Genomic DNA, 17,913 nt, shown 5'->3' with positions numbered 1-17,913 from the left:
TGGGGGGCCGCTCCCGAGGTTCGACTTTGGGGTTGTCGCCTTGCTTGATCGCGTGAACCTACCAACCACTCGACAGCTTCGACTATACGTCCGATGCATACCCCGCATACCAGCTAGTCGTGGTCGTTTTCCCGTGCTGATCCGACGCTGGTTCGGTCACGAAAACGCCGCTAAGGAAAGGGGTAAGCCGTGGCATTGTCCCTAGTCGTTCCCATTTTCGGCCCGCCCGCCGCGGGCAAGACAACCCTCACGCTGCGCCTGGGATCAGCACCTGGGCGTCAGGTGTTCCGGTTGCGGGAGCACGTCTCCCCAGAGGTGCTGGAAGCGACCGCTGCGCGTCCGGATCGTCTCGGCTGGATCGATGAACGCGCCGTGGCAGCGGCGCTGCGGGCGTATCTCGACACCATCGACAAGGACCCGGACGTCCACACGGTGTTGTTCGACAACTTCCCCGGTTCGGCCGCGCAGGTCGATCAGCTCTTGGCGACGGTGTGGGCGTTGACGCCGTGTCATATCGAGGCCATCGAGGTGGTGACAGATCTCAAGACGCTGACTCAACGTGCCCGCAACCGGAGGGTGTGCCATCACTGCGAACGCGATCCGATCAACGATCCCCGCCTGCCGGCGATCGCCGCCGCGGATGACCCGTGGACGTGTGCTCGTTGTGGCGGACTGTTGCATCCGCGTCGTGGGGATTCACCGCGGTTGTTGCGCGCCAGGACGCAGCGGTATCACCAAACCGCCGCTGGGATCCGTGCCGCATTCCGCAGCGCCGACATCCCACTCACCCAACTCGACACTACCCACACCATCAACGGCGCAGCCGACCTGCTTGCGCCGCTGCTCATTTCCCGGAGTCCTGTGCGATGACCGCTGTTGATCTGCCCAACCCCACCCCACGCGCAAGCGGTGACGGTTACGGCCACGGCCGCATGCCTCGCAACGCGGGTGTGCCCGAACCCGACCGCATCGACCGTGTGAACTATGGCCGGTTCCGCAACGTCTACCTCTACATCACCGAAGCGTGCCAACTGCGCTGCGAGCACTGCTACATGGGCGAAAGACTGGAGCGAGCATTGAAGATGCCGCTATCGAAGATCGTCGACACCCTCACCACCTGGCGGCGCCTCGGCGGCAGCAAACTGACCATACTCGGCGGCGAACCCACCCTGCACCCGCACTACTGCGACGTCATCCGGCTCAGTAAGAAACTGGGGTACGAGCACGTCATTACCACCACCAACGCCCAGAAACCCGCCCTGCGCCGCTTCCGGCAACTGCAGCCCGACGACTTCGCCTACATCCAAGTCAGCCTCGACGGCGGCACTGCCGCCTCCCATGACGCCATCCGCGGCGAAGGGACCTTCGCTGCCGCGCTGGCGACAACCGCCGAGCTGGTCGAGCGCGGCTTCGACACCCGCATCATCTGCACTGTCAACAATGCCAACGAACCCGACGTGCTGCAGCTGCTGGACATCGCAGACTTCCTTGGTGTCAGCCTGGTCAAATTCCACGTCTTCTCGACCATCGGCACCGGCCACGGTAACTCTGACATGGCCATGACCCCGCCGGAATGGGTGGGTTTCTGCGACCGCCTCACCGACATCTCCACCCAGTTCAAGACACGTGTCTGGTATCAGCCGACCTACGCACGCCGCGACCAAATGGATCGCTACGCCGCAGAGGGTTACCAAGGTTGCATCGGCCGCACGCTCGACCGCATCTCAATCTTTCCCGACGGCCGCTGCTACATCTGCTCCTACCTGTTCGACACCGACCTGCACTTCGCCCAAATGGTCGATGGCCAAGTGCAACTCAACCACGGAGTCAACGAATTCGACCTGTTCACAAGTGCTCTGGCCGAAAGCTCCTGCGGCGGATGCAAAGCCACCGCCTGCCTCGGCGGCTGCCCCGCCGAAGAACTCGTTATGGGCCAAGCCTCCTGCACCGCCTACGACGACATCGTGCCCATGTGCCGACTGTGGAAATCCAGCGCCAAACCGGAGGAATAGTCATGCGTAGACCCACCGACGCGCTGGACCACGTGGTCGGCCAGCTGCGTGAGATCGACTGGGAAGACATCGACGAAGTCGAACAAACCTGCCGCGCAGCACTCGACACCCTGGCTACCGACCCGGTGGCCATCCGTCATCGGCTCACCGACCTACCTAACCGGACAGAGCTGATGGCCCTGTGCGAACACTACGACATTCTCGACAAAATCGTGCTCTTCGACGATCGCGAATCCGGGGTCCGTGTCCGGCTGCATGTCTTTCTGCCCGGTTACTTCGACCGCCCCCACAACCACCGCTGGTCCTACGCCAGCCGTATCCTGCGCGGCCACTACCGCCACTACCTGTTCGGCAACGCCGAACTCGACGAACACATCAACCCCAACACATTGCCCGTCCTGCACGCACGCGAAGAACCCGTCGGCACCAGCTACGCCCTCCACCACAGCATGGTCCACGCCGTAGTCGCCGAACCGTACACCGTCTCACTCGTCATCCGCGGCCCCGCCGTCAAAGACCGCTTCCTCGTCATGGACCGCAACACCAGCCACACATGGTGGCAAACCGGCGCGAACCGTGAAACCGCTGAGGAAGCCCAGCGGAAACGAATGAGTGCCCAGCGGCTCCAGGAACTGATCGGACAGCTGAACGGCTGGCAACTGTTCTGACAGCGCGAGGCCCGACACCCTGGACAACATTGGTCAGAATCGGCTGTGGGGTGTCATGAGCACCACGACACCCCACCTGCCGACACAAGCGACCGCGCTGCGCCCTATCCAGCGCCTCCGCTGTTTAACCGACCACGACACCGCCACGGTCGTCTGCTGGAGTCCGAAGGGCAGTGGCCGCTCATCCGGGTCACATTCGCAGCTGATGGGGCAAACAACTGAGCGGAGCGTTGCCGCCGGCTTCCAGAACAGCCACTGCGTCGGCACGCTCGGACCTACCAGCCGAAGGTCGAGAATGGATCCTGCTTGGCAATGTGCTGGATCGCGGTCCGGCAGTAGCTGATCATGCGGTCCGGAAGCGCATCCATAGCGAACCAGTCGAGTCCACTGCACTTTTCCGGCTCCAGGTTCGTCGGCTCTCCCCGCCACGAGCGCACGGTGAAGAAGAAAGCCATACGCCCGCCCGAGGACGAGTTGTGCATGACGTGACTGAACTGCACATCGGCAAGCTCAATTCGTACGCCGATCTCCTCCGCGGCTTCGCGCACCACCGCCTCGACCACCGACTCCCCGGCCTCGAGATGCCCGGACGGGAGATGCCACGCCCCGTCCTCGAATCCCGTGTTCTCGCGTCGACCGAACAACACCTCATCAGCGCGGCGAAGCAACAGATGAACATCGCCGGTGACCTTGTGCCGCTCCATCCTGGCAGTGTGACCGGAGTCTGCCGTCACGCTCATTACCGTATGCCCCTTTCCGTCAAACCATCGGTTGACCTGGTAGTTCATCGACATAGTCGGTGAAAGAAACCGAAGCCTAATGCGGCGACTGGTGATCCGGCATACGCCGAACGCATAGCGGCTCAGAAGGAATCGAAATACCTCCGCAGCACCGGACCCGCAACTGTTGCCTTGCACCCGGTACCCAGGTGACGTCCTCCTCTCGCGAAGGCGCACCGGTCCACCGCAGGGGTGCACCGGTGGCGAAAGCCCTCGGTGCCGGGTGCACCTTCTCATTGCGACCCGAACGGAGCACCGGCATGCACACCCTCGCCATGTACCAGCTGATCGCCATGTGCCAGGATCAGGCGCACCAGGCGCCCGTCGTTCCCTTCACCGTGTACCAAGCACACCAGGTCATGCAGATCCACCGGGCCTGCCGGGCCAAGCACTGCCGCAGAAAGGACGCGGCGCTACAAACTCTCATCGAAGCCGGCCGGGTCATCGCCTCAACCACCAAACCCCGGTGAGCGACGCATGGATCAGACCCGGGAATACCGGCACATCCACATCGAAACCGGCAGCCTCGACTTGCACTACCGCGCACCCGCCGAACAAGCGCAAGATATCGCAGACGCACTCGCGGCCAGCTACCCCGACTCGAAACTCAGCGTCACAATCGACGACGAGGTCAACGACTTGCTGCCGCTACTGCCGTGCACCCGATTGTGGGAATGAATCCCACAGTGCAGCTCCGAGCGACGCAGCCCACCTGGCTCTGCCACTGACACCGAGTTCATAGCTGGCTTAATGACACACTGAATCAGGCAACGTGACTACGGTGAAGCGGCGCGCTTGGGAACGCATCACCTGCTGGACCGGCAGCGCACGCCGCCAAAGCCCCGAAGACCACTTCCGCACACACAAACACGCCATCCACGACCGCCTACTCGCCATGAAAGTGCAGGTCAGATGAAAATCCTGGTCACCGGCAAACAAGAATTATAATACCGATCGGTCTGATCTATGGGGGACGGGCCCAACATCCTGGGGGGACGGCCCAGCACCTTGAGGTTGCCGGTGTGACCACGCTCGACGAAGTTCGGCGAGCGTGAGCAGCCCAGCCGGACACCCGCCTCAACAGCCCGAGCACGCGGCGAACACGCGCCTTCTGTAGAAATCTGTTGAAAGACAGCCGGTAGCGATGACGGCTAACCTGCACGGTTTAGGCCAGTCCGGTTTCTGATCTCGGAATGATGTCAGCCGTCATCTCGGATGTACGTCACTCCGAAGGCGCGAACCTGGCGGAACTCCTGACGGGTACTACCGAAGTCGAACCAGCCGCCTTCTTGCTTCTGGAAGATGTCCAGACCACGACCGAGGTTGATGCGCCATCCATTGTTGGTGCGGATCCAGCGGTCGTGACCCCCGGGGTCCTTGGCCACTTCTACCTTTATCCCCTGCTGGGCGGATCCCTGAACGATCTGGTGGAGCATCTGCAACTGCTTCTTCTGTTTGTCAGGATCATCTTCGAGGAGGGTGAACAGCTTGAACAACACCTCGTCAGCAGGGTCCTTCGCCGACGCGATCAACGCCAGCAACTCGACCAGGTTCCGGCCCTGGTGACTCATCCGGATATACGGGTCGTGCAACTCGATCTCCGTCGCACCACGCAGGTACGGCATGAGAAGGGTCTCGTAGGAGACTCCGCGCTGGTTCTCGACGAAGTCCCGCTGGCCTTGGTACAACTCCTCCTTGACCGTAGCCGAAGCAGCCGCGGTCGCCGGCGTAGCCGGATCCGCAGCTTCCTCATTGACGTCCCCTGTACTCGGTCGTCCACGGTGATAATGCCCCGGGTACTCGTCTTCCTCCAGCGTGGTGACGGCCGTCCATTCGCCGGCCAGCGGCTGGTAGCCGAAATTCACCGCGACCATGGTGTCGTCGATACGCAGGATCTGGTCTTTCACACGCTTACGCCCCTCGATCGCGAAGCGCAGGATCTCCTCGATCTCCTCAGCGGTGGCTTTCTCATGCGGGTAGAGCAGCTTCATGAGACCGGAGAAGGTCTTGTGGATGCCGTCGCGGTCGCGGCTCGAGATGTCTGAGCCAAGCGTGAAATGCGGCTGGTAGCGGTCGGAATAGTCGAGGTCCCGCATCGACTTGAGCACCTCGGCGATGTAGTCGACGACGAATCCATACCCGGTGGAGAACATGTCGCCGCGGATCGTGTCGAATTCCCAACCAGGGATGTAGCAGTGCAGCCGGTCGAGGTAGGCCGGGTCGTGGTAGCTCTCGGGGAGCTCGTCGAAAAGGTCGGAGTGCTTGAGCATGTACGGCACGGTGTGCGAGGTATTGCCCACGAACACCATCGATGCCTCTGCGCCGAGGGTCTCGACTCCACGGGAGAACGACTTATTCGCCATGTAGTTCTTCATGATGTCGACGAGCGCCCTGTCGGTGCGCTTCTTCTTGCCCGCGAACTCGTCGAAGGCAACTACGTCCCAGTAACCGACGAGCCCGAGGCGGCCGTTGGCGTTGTTGACGAACAGCTTGGGTACGGTGACCTCTCCGCCGGAGATCAGCATGCCGTGAGGCGAGAACTCCGAGTAGATGTGCGACTTGCCGGTTCCCTTCGGGCCGAGCTCGACAAGGTTGTAGTTGCGCTCAACGAACGGGATGAGGCGAATGAGCTGGAGTAGCTTGGCGCGACGGCCGAACTTCTCCGGGTCGAAGCCGATCGACTGGATCAGCAGATCCATCCACTCGTCCGTGGTAAACTTCGCCCGCGCATCCAGGTAATTCTGGTAGTCGAAGTTCGACATCTGGATCGGCTTCAAGCTGCCGAGAATCCATGGCACGGCACGGGGGTCGTCGCTGTGGAAGTATTCGATGTCGCACAGGCACCACACGCCACTGACGAGCAGCTTCTGATTCGCGTTGACGGTGCCCGGGTCTACGAGAACTCCGCTGATTCCGAGGTTGGCGAAGGATGCCTGGTAGACGTCATCTTTCTCGTTGAGGGTGACGCTCACCTTGTCGATGATCCGGAAGCGGCCCTTTTCACGAATGCGCGACTTGACCAGTTCGGACTCGTTGCGGTGCACGTAATGCTGGGCCAGGATTTCTCGTACCTTGTCGATGCCTGCCCGGATCGTGGCCTCATCGTCGGAGGCCGCGTACTGACCGAGCAGGTACTCCAACACGTAGGAGGGCACGATCGCGTTGCCCTTGACCGCCTTGACCAGGTCCTTGCGGACCACGGCGCCAGCGAAGTGCTCGTTGATCTTGCGATCCAGATCGCTGGGCTGCCCCGTTGCGTGCGGCGCCTCGGCTTCCAGAACGTCCTCGATGGGCGCGGCCTGGTTCAGGTCGATGTTTTCGCTCATCATCGCTCCCTTAGAAGTCGAAGTCCGTTGTGAAGGAACGTTTGATCGTGTACGGCACGCTCTTGTACTTCTTCCACTGGTCGGTGCCCTCAATCGGCTCCGACAGGCGGAATTCCACACCTTGGTTGTTCGCATCGTCCGCGTCCTTGCTCAGCAGGAGCCGAACGCTCTGGAAACGGTCGCGCCCCTGGTCGCTCGCCGAGTCGAACATCATCTCTTGTTCGTTCGAGATCAGCTGGTCCCCGAAGTACAGCCCGGCACGCAACCGTCGTGCGGTGCGGTGCGGTTCGACCTTCATCGACTGGTAGAGCTTGACAACAATCTGACCCGTAGTGATCTTGTCGGACTCGGGGTGGATGTCGACGTTGACTGGCTCGACTGTGTTGTTGCGTCTCTTGTTGATCGAGACGACCGGCACCACGATCTCCTGGAGCGATGCTCCCCCGTGCACGAACTGGAACCCGGCACCTGCCTTGACGATCCGGTGGATCGAATTCGGAATCTGCACCTCGAGATCGCCGGACAGCCCCAGCTGATCCGGTTGGAAGGTCCGGAATCCGGCATCCTCCTTCAGACCACGGCCCAGCACGTAACGGCGTTTCTCTGCAACGATCTCATCACCTTGCGGCTCGACGGTGAGGTTGAACTGCGGCGCCAGTTTGGAGCGCTGATAGAGGAAGCCGTGATCCGCGGTGACAAAGATGTTCGTGGCGTTCGCGTTGGCGAGCTTCTTCACGATATCGACCAGCTGATCGAGTGCTTCTGCCACTGCTGAAAAGGTGCGGTGTTCCGATTTCGCGCTGTCTCCGGTGGCGTCGATCGTGTCGTGATAGACGTAGAGTACCTGGTGGGATGAATACAGTTCTCGCCGCTCGGCCGGCTTCATCTCCACGAAGTCTTTCGCTTGGACAGCCACGCCCCCCACTGCGTTCAGAATCTTGTTGCGGTTCGCCGAACTATCGGATTTCAGCCCATCGACCAGAACCGGATCACCAGCCGGAGAATGCGCCAGGGTCTTGTGCGGTAGGAGCGCCGCCATGCCCAGCTGTGTGTAGCTCGGCAGCACACCCAGCAGTGCCTCGATCTTGGCTTCGAACTTGTTCTCACCACGGATCTTCGAGGTCAACTCGTCGGCGATCTCGTAACGCATCGCGTCGGAGATCACGACGACGGCCTTCTTGTGACCACCTTTGGTGAGTTGCGCGACGTACTGGTCGTAGAACGAGGATTGAGAGGTCACGGCGGGCGTACGCCACTGCTCGACCGCGTCGATCTGCTGCTGCCAGCTTATGCCGAGCGGGGCCAGGAAGTTCGTGACGTAGGCAGCCTCGACCCGGCCCGCCAACTCATCGAGCGGCTGCTTGAACTCGGCCGTCAGGTAGGCGTGGGTGAACTGGCGGTAGCGCTGATCGATGCGGAACAGCTCGTCACGGTACCGCGTGATCCCCTCGTCGAAGCTGGTGAAATCCAGTCGACCGGTGCGGATCGCGGGCAGAAGCTCGGCGGCGGCCGCCAATGCCTCGTAGAGGATGGCGTAGTCCTCGAACCAGAAGCTGTCGCGACGGCGGGTGCCGATGGCTTCGAGAACATCGCGCTGCGGCATCGTCTGGTTGACGAGCCCATCGACCAGACGGCGGATTGTCTCCCGCTCAGCGGCTTCGAAGATATCGGCGTCCCTGAGTGCGTCCCACGGGATTTCAGCGACTCCCTCCTGGTAGCCGAGGTCCTCCTCGGCCTTGCGGGCGAGTACCTTGATCGCGGTCGCGCTGCGTTTGGAGTCCCGGAAGCTACGGAAATCGATTGCGAGGTTGCGGGCACGCTTCGACGAGGTGACGTCGAAGCCATCGCGAGCCTGCCGGAACATCCACAGAATGAAGCCCGGCACTGTCGGTGACTCCGATCGGTACCCATAGATGTGCTTCGCGCCGGTCCAGTGGAAGTCGGCGAGCCCATACTGGGAGAGGGCGTCGAAACCGACCGAGCTGTCCTGTGCCTGTTGAACCAGCAGGGTACGTGTGAGCTCGGAGAAGCTGTGCTCCTTCTGCCCGATCGCGACAGCGCACATCTTCGCCCGCACCGTCACGAGATCATCGCTCGGAGCGAGCAACGCCTTCAGTTTGTCGACCAACGTGGCGTCAGCGAAGAACGAGGCATGCTCGGCGATGAGCGCGTCGGCACCAGGCTGGGTCAGCCCCAGGCCGGCCCGCATGAGCTCACCACGATCTGCCGTGAACACGGGTCCATAGGCCAACTCGAGATCGAGCAACCAGTTCCCTGCCCCTTCAGCGACGGGTCCAGAGCGGTAGAGCAGAAACCGAGTCGTCGTATCCTCGCGGAGCACACGATGCTTGACGGCGAACTCATTGCCCTCGATGCGCCGCACGGTGACGTCACTCGGCACGTGGCTATCGAGGTCAGCGGCGTAGCCGCCGTCGGGGTCGTGCCATACGACGATGCGTTGCCCGGCGAAGCGATCCGCGAGGTGGCTGGAGATCGTGGGCGTCTTGCTCATTCGTCGTCCTCGTCATCTCGGCGGGGGCCGAGTTCGCGACGCGCAACCACGTACTCCGCGCGCTGCTGCCGGAGTATCTCAGTACCGATCAGGTGGCCGATCTGCCAATTCAGCAGTGCCAACGCCACACTCGCCGGCGTGGCGACAGCCGACCGTGTTGTCTCGATCGGCGCCGACCACCGCTCGAACGGGTCCGCCGCGCTCAGTCCGCCGGGGGACTTCAACTCATCCATCCGACGCCTCCAGTCCCCTGATCGTCCTCAAAGCTGGGTAGAACTTCGGGTAGTTCACTTTCACACCATCGTCGAGGTCGATCTCTACTCTTTGGATGTCCAACGGGTAGAGGACGTCATGCTCGTAGTCGCGCAGCTCGGCGAGGATCGCTCGCAGGCGATCAGCTTCTTTCTGCGCGTTCGCCGATGCGCCACCGGCAGAGGCTTCCTCAGAGCGCTGGAGCGCGACCTCGAGCTTCGCTCGGTATTCACGGAGGTACTCGTTCAGGACCGTCGACACCGTCGAGGGGGTGTAGCGGTGCATGTAGATCAGCGCGTTGAACGATCCCTTGGGAGAGGAGAACATCCAATAGATCGGACGCTTCTTGTAGCGTTGCACGTGATCCTCGTAGAACCTCGACCTCGCGACGTTCTTACCGGATGGGTTCGACTTCGCGATGAAGTAGTCCCGAATCGTCTTGACGCCCAGGGATTCCTCCAGGAAACGCAGGTTCTCCTCGAAGTTCTCCGCACCGAAGGCCGTACGCAAGAACTTGCGGAAGCACTCCACGATGTCGTCCTCGAACCAACCATCGTCGACGAATGGGATGACGTTGTCGGCGTCCGGCGCGAAGGTCGGCGACGGCACCTTCGCGAGGTAGTCCTGAAGCGTCGCGCCCTGGTCAGCGAGGATAAGACCCGACTCGTCGAGGCTGTAGCGACCGAACATGCAACCAACGGCGTAGGAGATCAACTCTTCAACGAGATCAGCACGTTCCAAAGCCTCGTACTCGGCGCCGGACTTACCAGGGCCGTACCGGAATTCAACATTGCGAGTCAACGAAACGCGATGAAGCGGAACATCGACCGGCACCTCGTCTGATAATCCGTACGCTTCAGCGACAACGCGGTTGTTCTCCATCTCTCGCGCCTGTTGCTCGCGAGCAATCCGAGATTGGGCCAACGACCATGCCGCGTAGCGCTTAGCAAGACAACCGCCTACGAGAGTGGAATCCAACCACGAAGGGCGTTCGAAATCCCACGACGTTTCGAAATCATCCCAATCGCTCCGTGAGATATCAACCAGACTTCGAATCGAATCATTTGCGGCAAGCTTAATCGAATCAGAGTCCACGATTGGGACTGCCCCTATATTGATAGGCTGGAAATTGAGTGTAGGCGAAATTACCGCAAGAATGGCGTCCGCAGTTGTTGAATTTAAAATCAAGGCCGGAACAGATAAATCTCGGTCAGAAAACAGTGTGCAACCGCCGTTATCGAATGCGGCACCCTCAGGCGTGAACCGTATCGACAGCCCGCCGGATGTTACCGTTCCCCAGGTCCAACCAGGCCGTCCGAAGTAGCGGCTTCCACTGCGCGTTCGCATCTCGGCCCCACCATGCCGCCAGTCCACCAAGAACTCACGGTAGCCATACCACCTGCGAAACCCGCCACCCTTGTTGTAAGGGTTCCAAGTGCCATTCCGGAACTCGGTCAACGATGTCGCTCGTTGCGACACTTCCCACCAACAGCGCAGAAACCTGGCGTTGTCGCCGGTGTCCATTCCCTTCCGCGGTTCCGCGCTCAACCGCAATGGTTGTCCAGCCGTGAAGGCTGCCTGTATGACGTCGGAGAGCCAGTACGCGATCGGTGATCCAGGAATTCCGAGGAGCGCATCTTGAGCCACATGAAAACGCTGATACGAAGGACTCCTGAAGAGAGTTTCGATTTTCTCATTCGAGCGCACCTCAACGTGCTTATCGAAGAGCTTCCGGTAGACGCCACGCCTTCCTTGGGGTGGCCGCCGATTCTCAACCACGAATCCGACCGAGCCAAAATCGGATCCAAAGACTCCTCGCCCAAAATGCAACATCGTGTCAATGGAGGTATTTTGAAGGAGCCACCCACGGAGCTCTTCGAATGATGACAAGTACATCCACGAGGGCAGGTTGATCATGCCCCACCACCCGCCGTGTCTCGTCAGCACATTGGAGCGCTTCATGAACATGGTCATCAAGTCTGACTTTGCGTCCGGATACCGCTCTTTCGCAAAGGCCGTCAGCGACGGGTCCATGTTCTTGCCGCCCATGTAGGGCGGGTTTGCCACCGCAATCGCATACTCGCGACTGAGGATCGCGGCCTGCGCGACGACTTTGCGTGCCTCGTCCAGCGTCTCGAAAAGGAGCGTCCCTCTCTGCTCCTTCAAATCTTCAAGTACGCCAGCTGCTCGCTTGGCCTCTTCGGCGTCCGGTTGAATCAGTGCACCGAGCCGGTCGGCGTCGCGGAACTGATTCCAGAACGCCTCCTCCGCGCCCCGCTCGCCGTCCGCGGTCACCAGGAAGTCCAGTTCATCGGGTCCGAACGAGATCGGTTCGATGACGCAGATCTTGGGCTTCACCTGCGATCGGGTGAAGAAGCGCCGGTCCCGGTCGCGTGCCTTCATTGTGAGCGCAAAGGCTGCCAGTGATCCTGCGCGGAGGTCGATCTCGGTGCCGTGGAGGTTGTGGGCGAGGATCAGGCTCGGGATTTCCGAGGGGGCGTAACCTTCTTCTTCGTAGATTGCGTAGAGCAGGTCGAAGGCGTAGGTGAGCATATGGCCCGACCCGCAGGCCGGGTCGATCACCGTCAGCTCCTCAGGACCGTTGATCTCGAGGAAGTCGGGTATTTCGTCGACCGGGGCGATGTAGTAATCCATCCGGTCGACGAGGCGCGACGTCGGCCGGTTGAGCATCCACAGCCTGCCGAGCGAGTTCTCAACCAGGTAGCGAACAATCCAGCGTGGCGTGAAGAGCTGGGTTGCCGCCGGGATCTCGTCGGCGCCGGCCTTTTTGTTCTTCTTGAAACCGGCGAAGACCTCGTCTTTTCGCTCGGAGATGTAGAACTGGTAGAGCCATCCGATCACCTCGACGTCCTTGCAGACGTCCTCCGTGAGCACCTCGCGGGCACGCGACAGAATCCCACCGTCGGCGAGAAGCCCTGACGGGACGAGGAGTTCGGTGTAATCGCCTTCACGCTCGAACATGAAGGGCATGGCCTTATTCCAGTACCGGCAGTACTCGGTCAAGAGCAGCGCGTAGGCCTCCCCTTCGGCGTCCGTGCTGCGACGGGTTCCGTCGAGCAGCCCCAGGATCGCATCGGCCCCGCGGTCGCTGGTGACTACCTCGGCATCGAAGTATCCACGCTTAGCGTCGGCGAGAATCTCTGGCTGGCCGTGGTCGTGGCCGTGCGCCGTCGAGACGATCCCGGCGGTCGTATAGCCGCGGGCATCCATATAGCGTAGTGCGATGAGCCGGTTGAACCAGGTGTAGGCGACCTTGTCGATCACGTGCTTGCGACCGTGCTCGGCGATCTCCCTTTCGAGTCGCTTCACCGTCTGGCCACGCTCGCTCCGCGCAACCGAACCAGCGGCGAGCACCGCCGAAGCCTGAGCTTCGACCGCAGCGAGCAGTTCTCGGCGGGCCCGGGTGGCGAATCGCTCCAGGGGCTTGGTATCCATGTGTTTCTCTTCCGCCTCAGAGCGTGATGCGCTTGTTGTCGTTGATCGTGGCGAGCAGCGTCGCACGGAGCCTGTCGAGGTAGGCGTCGACGTCGTCCGCGGTTTCGAGGACCTGACCGTTGCCGGGCAGCGTCAGCTTCTTGATCGACACGGTCTGCTTGGTCGGCGCCGGTGCGGGTTTCGGGGTGGGGTCGGTACCGGGCTGGGGTTTCGGTTCGGAGCTCAGATCGGGCGCGGCCTTGGCGGCTTCCAGTTCGTCGATGATCTCCGGGTAGATCGTGTCGGCGAAGTGGGCTGCGAGGTTCCTGATGGCCGGGATCTGTGTCTCCTGCCGCACCCGGTCGAGCACGGCCTTCGTTTTGCTCGTCACCGAATGCTGGGCGGTATCGGTTGCGTCGGCGTATGCCCTGCTTTGCGGCACTTGAAGCCAGTAGTCGTTGATCTTGTCGGTGGCGGCGGTACGTTCCGCGTCGATCAAGCTGTGCAACTGCTGTTCCAGGTCCTCCACCGCGGCACCGAGCTGCCGGGTCTTGTTGCCACGGAAGATCTGTGGGTCTTCCAGGGCGGATTCGACGGCGTCGGTTGCGCCGGGGACCAGGTAGGCGATGTTGGACTGGTTGTTCTGCATGAAGGCCAGGGCTTTTTCGAATATGCCGCACTGGCTGCCGTTCAGGAAGGCCTTGATCGGGTCGATCACGTTGCCCTTCGCGTCGAGCAGGTCATCAGCGTCACTGAAGTCGGTAATGAACCAGTCCGCCTTGTGTTCACACAGCTCGGCGAGCATCTGGATCGGCTCGTCCAGCTGATCGATGAACGCGAACGGTGAAGCTGTACGCAGCGTCTTCAGTTCTGCGAGTTTGGCTTCCAGGCGTTCTTTGCCAGCCCGCGCTAGTTCCAACGGGTCTTTGGTGACCCCTCCGTCATCGGTGAATTCCACGACGAACTTGCGGAACGCATTCACGATCTTGGCATCGAACACCCGCTGCGGCGCGACGACCATGGCCGAGTAGCTTTGTGTGTTCCGCAGCGCACCGGTGATCTCGGTACGAGCCAGGACCTTCCCGTTCAGTTGGATCTCGATCTTCGACTGCCCGGCAAGGTATGCGACCACCGCGGCGACAGACCACTGATCCCAGCCGAACGGCTTCGCCGTGTATCGATCGATGAGCTGCCGCATGGTGACCTGCTCATGGCGCTTGCGGCGCAGCTCCAGGTGACCGAGCACGTCTCCGCCGGGAACCTCCAGGATGCTCGCCGTCTGCTGGAACAAGCCGTCACCTGCGGGGTTCACGAATTCACCCAGGCTCTGCTCGTTGAAGGACTTGCCAGCGAGCATCCCGAGGTTCTTGTACGTCGCGGCGATGACCCGCTGGAACCCCTCGTTGATCCGGGCCTGTGCGTCGGACGAGCTGACATCCAGGACGCCAGCGTTGTGGATCAGCGTCGAGTCGCCGACCGCGGTACGCAACCGTTCGACGATCTCCTTTTCCCGTTCCGCGTTCTGAGTTCCCTTCGCTTGCAGGATCGTCTGCTCGATCGCTGTGCGGCTCGACCCCTGGGCACGCTTGACGTACTTCTCCGTCTTCAGCAGCAGGCGCAGGTCGCCGAGGATACGGTTGGCCTCGGCCGGGAGAAAAACGCGCAGCTCGTCGAGCCCGGCGCTGTGGGCCTTGATCTGATCCAGGCTGAATTCGCTTTCAGGGCTGGTGAAGTGGAGCGACAGCTCGTACTGCTTGCCGTACGGGGTGCCGTCGAGCTTGTATCCGAAGGGGAAGTTCTGCCCGTTCTTGTAGGTGGTCTTGGTCAGCTTGACCACGGACTCGGCGAGCAGTTTGTTGAGCTTTCCGGAGACCTCGGGGTTGTCGATGTCGACATTCTTGATCTCCTGCTCGATCTTCTGCTCGTCATTGGTCAGATAGTCGTACAGGTCGCCGTTGCGCTGGATATAGGTCTGCGCCTCCAGTGCATTGAGGGCCGCGTTGACGTCCTTGCCCAGCTGGCTGAGATCCGTGCCGAAGTGGTCATAGACGAGCACGGTGAGGTTCCGGGCGGTGGCTTTGAAGGTGTCCACATACTTGACCAGGAACAGGGCCTTCAGCAGCCGGACGGCCAGTGGAGGAAGCGAGGGGCTGCGCTCGGCGTCGTTGATGGCCCGCTGGTTTGCGGACTTCAACGAGGCGCGGATGCCCTCGAACATCTGGTCGAAGGAAGCGAGCGTCCCCAAGGGTTTGTCGGCCAGTTCGGTGGCGACCTGCTGAACAACGCCGAGCATGGAGCGCTCACCGACGGAGCTGTTGCGGCCTTCGAAGATGTTGTGGTCGCTGATGCCTTCGATCGCGGACTGGAACAGCGGGAACTGGTAGCTCACGAATGGGTAAGTGCCCACGAAGTGGGACTCATCCCGGTAGTTCGGGTAGTGACGTCCCTCGACGAAATTGAAAAGCGTCTTGAAGTTCGCGTGCTCGGCGCTGTAGATCGCCGCGATCTCACCTGTGGCGGACGCGGTCTTGGCGAGTAGTCGCTTCCGGATGACTTCTTCGACATCCTGACTGGTGAGCTTGAGCCGGTTCTTGAAGCGGGCCTGGATCTTGGAAAAGTCGTTGGCCTGCTGCTTGGTGCGGTCTCCGCCGACCTTCTCCATGTCCTCCTGCGAGGTGACGAAGATCCACGCGCGCCCCTTGCACTTCGTCGCAAGCGACTCCGCGATGGTCTGGAGGTTCAGCATGAGCTGGGTATTGGTGCCGATGAACTGGCCGACCTCGTCGACGAAGAAGTTCAGTCGGTAGCCCTCGGGCTGCCGACCCAGCCAGGCGGCGACCTCGTCAGCGAAGTCCTCGATCGAGACCTTGTAGGTCTGGCTGTACTGGCGGATGATGCCGGGGCTCTCGGAGCCGTTGACCTCGGCGAATGCCTTGTCGATGTTCCCGGTTTCCAGTGCCGCCTGTTCGCGGCCCTGCGACCACGGAATCCCTGCGATGCGCTCGAAGGCGGCCTTGAACTCGGCGTACTGACCACGGGAGTCCAGGTCGCGTTCGAATCGGGCGATGTGCCCTTGATTGCCGTAGTAGCCGCGGGACTCGTCGAAGACCTTCACGAAAACCTTGAGCAACGCGTCGTTCTGGTCCTTCGAGATCAGCGTGGCCTTCTGGTCGATGTTGAACAGAAGACTCTTGGCCGCGATCCGGTCGGCCTTCGCGATCAGGGCAGGCAGGAAGGCGTCATCGGCCTTGGCCCGGAATTGTTCCGAGACCCGGGCCCGTGGATACTTGTGGCCGTCGATATCACCGAGCAGGTGGGCGAGCATCTTCAACAGGTGTGACTTACCGGAGCCGAAGAAGCCGGAGATCCACACTCCGTTGGCGTTCGTGTAGTTGGTGTAGGCCTCCAGCACATGCTCCACGCCCTTGGCGGCCTCGTTCGTGAGGACATACTCCTCCACCTCGGTGGCGAGCTGGGAGGTGTCATCGGCCTTGATAACACCCTCGATTGCTCGGTCGATCCGCTTGGCGAAGATCTCGTTGATCGTGCGCATGCTCATGCTTCTTGCTCCAGAATGTCCTTGGCCCGGTAATAGCTGTCGCTGGCACCGAGGTTCAGTGCGCGCAGCTGGTGACCGGCTGTCTGGGTGAACTCATAGGTGCCCGGGAACCAGACGAGCATCGGACGCCCGACCACGACGCTTTGCAGGTTCTCGAGCACCGTGTGGGTGCGAATAAAGGGAAATACCTCGCCGATGCCGGTGAGGAAGACCATGTCGCTGGGCTGCTCATCGAGCCGTGCCCGGATGGCGGGTGCGAGGTGGTCGTGCGGATCGAGCATGCCCTGCAACACCCCACGGAACTCCGACTTGTCCATCGTTGGCTCGAGGTCGAGGACGCGTTCCCAGACACCGCGGGCCTTCAACAGCTCCACGGCAAGGTCGTAGAGATTGATTTCCACAACACTGCGCCCCTCGTCGCTTTGCAGCTTCGTCTGCACACGGTCACGCATGTCGTCGACGCCGAGTGCCCATGACGGCGGGAAGTGGTAGATGAAGAACGGGACTTCCTTGGACAGGCCTTCCATCTTCAGGAACCGCTCACTGCGCAGCACGTCGTAGACGTGCTTCTCGTCGCTGACGAGGTCCCGTTGGGTGGTCCTCATAGCTGCACCTCGTGGTCGAACTCGCTGATCGGCGCCATGGTCGGGAAGAACCGGAGGTCACTAGGGGTCCGGCGGCCGAGTAGCTCGGCGACACGCGCGGAGAGCACCGCAGGGATGATGTCCTCACTCGTGGTGCGCAGTCCTGCCTCGTGGAGCATCCGGAACAGGGTCTGGCGGAGCTTCTGACTGGTCGAAGATTTCAGCTCGTCGAGTTCCGGGTGCCACAGGCTCTTGCCGGTCAGGAAACGGTCGAAGTCCTCGGTGCTCAAGGTGGGGGTCATCAGCAGGAAACGTTCGCGGAGAACTTCTTCGGCGAAGTCGCCGATGAAGTCGTAGCGACGGCAGGCCGCAACCCACATGAGATGACGCTGCTCGGTGGGGCTTGCATCGATGAGCAGCTCGAGCTCACTGTCGCTCAGCACGGACAGACGTTGAACGGTCTCGCGGGTGACACGAGTGCTCGATGAGGACGTGCGTGCTTGTAGCCGGTTACCCTCTACGATCCGGGTGCGAGTCTCGTCCCAGGAACGGCAACCCAGATATACCTCGGCGACCACCTCGCCCTCACGGACCAAGAGGCCGCCACTCGTGAACGATAATGCATAGCGTGCTCGTGGCTGGTCGGTCACGGCCACAGGGCGTCCTTCCTGTTTTCGGGCAGTAGGTCAGGCTATAGGACCGAGCTTGCATACGGGAATGCCTGGCGCACAAGAGAAGACGCGGAGAACGCGTTGTTCGCGAACATCGACGGATTGGATCGCCGAG

The 17,913-nt window shown here is 61.4% G+C and carries 13 protein-coding genes; 5 read left to right on the top strand and 8 right to left on the bottom strand.

Translation table 11 applies throughout. The features are described 5' to 3' along the window. Nucleotides 1–189 precede the first annotated feature (189 nt). The 3 genes from ACIHAX_RS07780 to ACIHAX_RS07770 are packed head-to-tail and all read left to right on the top strand — an operon-like array spanning nt 190 to nt 2,680. Nucleotides 190–870, top strand: coding sequence for a hypothetical protein (locus ACIHAX_RS07780; RefSeq protein WP_397276403.1), 681 nt, complete (start codon nt 190–192; stop codon nt 868–870). Continuing rightward, the gene (locus tag ACIHAX_RS07775; RefSeq protein ID WP_397276400.1) at nt 867–2,012 is read left to right on the top strand and encodes a radical SAM protein; all 1,146 of its coding nucleotides are present in this window, start codon (nt 867–869) and stop codon (nt 2,010–2,012) included. The genes ACIHAX_RS07780 and ACIHAX_RS07775 overlap by 4 nt, the downstream gene beginning before the upstream one ends. Beyond that, on the top strand, nt 1,982–2,680 hold the full coding sequence (locus tag ACIHAX_RS07770) for a hypothetical protein (protein ID WP_397276398.1): 699 nt from the start codon (nt 1,982–1,984) through the stop codon (nt 2,678–2,680). The genes ACIHAX_RS07775 and ACIHAX_RS07770 overlap by 31 nt, the downstream gene beginning before the upstream one ends. A 275-nt stretch (nt 2,681–2,955) precedes the next feature. Here ACIHAX_RS07770 and ACIHAX_RS07765 read toward each other — a convergent pair whose 3' ends face one another. Further along, nucleotides 2,956–3,468: an NUDIX domain-containing protein gene (locus ACIHAX_RS07765; protein WP_397276396.1), complete on the bottom strand. Its 513-nt coding sequence runs from the start codon at nt 3,466–3,468 to the stop codon at nt 2,956–2,958. A gap of 251 nt (nt 3,469–3,719) precedes the next feature. Between ACIHAX_RS07765 and ACIHAX_RS07760 the strand changes: the two genes are divergently transcribed. Further along, entirely contained in the window at nt 3,720–3,929 is a 210-nt protein-coding gene (locus ACIHAX_RS07760; protein ID WP_397276394.1) for a hypothetical protein, read from the top strand. A 7-nt stretch (nt 3,930–3,936) separates the two neighbouring features. Continuing rightward, on the top strand, nt 3,937–4,137 hold the full coding sequence (locus ACIHAX_RS07755) for a hypothetical protein (RefSeq protein WP_039798165.1): 201 nt from the start codon (nt 3,937–3,939) through the stop codon (nt 4,135–4,137). 521 nt (nt 4,138–4,658) lie between these two features. On the opposite strand, the gene brxL is transcribed toward ACIHAX_RS07755, so the two are convergent. From brxL to ACIHAX_RS07720, 7 genes are read right to left on the bottom strand one after another with little or no spacing between them, the layout of a single operon-like run. Next, entirely contained in the window at nt 4,659–6,785 is a 2,127-nt protein-coding gene (gene brxL, locus ACIHAX_RS07750; RefSeq protein WP_397276391.1) for a BREX system Lon protease-like protein BrxL, read from the bottom strand. A gap of 10 nt (nt 6,786–6,795) precedes the next feature. Next, the gene (pglZ, locus tag ACIHAX_RS07745) at nt 6,796–9,297 is read right to left on the bottom strand and encodes a BREX-1 system phosphatase PglZ type A (RefSeq protein ID WP_397276389.1); all 2,502 of its coding nucleotides are present in this window, start codon (nt 9,295–9,297) and stop codon (nt 6,796–6,798) included. Further along, nucleotides 9,294–9,530 carry a hypothetical protein gene (locus ACIHAX_RS07740; protein ID WP_397276386.1) on the bottom strand — a complete coding sequence of 79 codons (237 nt, stop codon included), beginning with the start codon at nt 9,528–9,530 and terminating at the stop codon, nt 9,294–9,296. The genes pglZ and ACIHAX_RS07740 overlap by 4 nt, the downstream gene beginning before the upstream one ends. After that, nucleotides 9,523–13,005 carry a BREX-1 system adenine-specific DNA-methyltransferase PglX gene (gene pglX / locus ACIHAX_RS07735; RefSeq protein WP_397276384.1) on the bottom strand — a complete coding sequence of 1,161 codons (3,483 nt, stop codon included), beginning with the start codon at nt 13,003–13,005 and terminating at the stop codon, nt 9,523–9,525. Before pglX ends, ACIHAX_RS07740 begins: the two co-directional genes overlap by 8 nt. Nucleotides 13,006–13,021: 16 nt before the next feature. After that, entirely contained in the window at nt 13,022–16,543 is a 3,522-nt protein-coding gene (gene brxC / locus ACIHAX_RS07730; RefSeq protein ID WP_397276382.1) for a BREX system P-loop protein BrxC, read from the bottom strand. Next, a complete protein-coding gene (locus ACIHAX_RS07725) occupies nt 16,540–17,148 on the bottom strand; it encodes a DUF1788 domain-containing protein (protein WP_281880371.1) in 609 nt (202 codons plus the stop codon). Before ACIHAX_RS07725 ends, brxC begins: the two co-directional genes overlap by 4 nt. Further along, nucleotides 17,145–17,777, bottom strand: a complete 633-nt coding sequence (locus tag ACIHAX_RS07720) for a DUF1819 family protein (RefSeq protein WP_397276690.1) — start codon at nt 17,775–17,777, stop codon at nt 17,145–17,147. The genes ACIHAX_RS07725 and ACIHAX_RS07720 overlap by 4 nt, the downstream gene beginning before the upstream one ends. Nucleotides 17,778–17,913: the final 136 nt, after the last annotated feature.

This window comes from Nocardia sp. NPDC051929 (assembly GCF_044548645.1).
Taxonomy (GTDB): domain Bacteria; phylum Actinomycetota; class Actinomycetes; order Mycobacteriales; family Mycobacteriaceae; genus Nocardia; species Nocardia sichangensis.
Note: the sequence above shows the minus strand (reverse complement) of the source record. Positions and strands in the feature narration are given on the sequence as shown.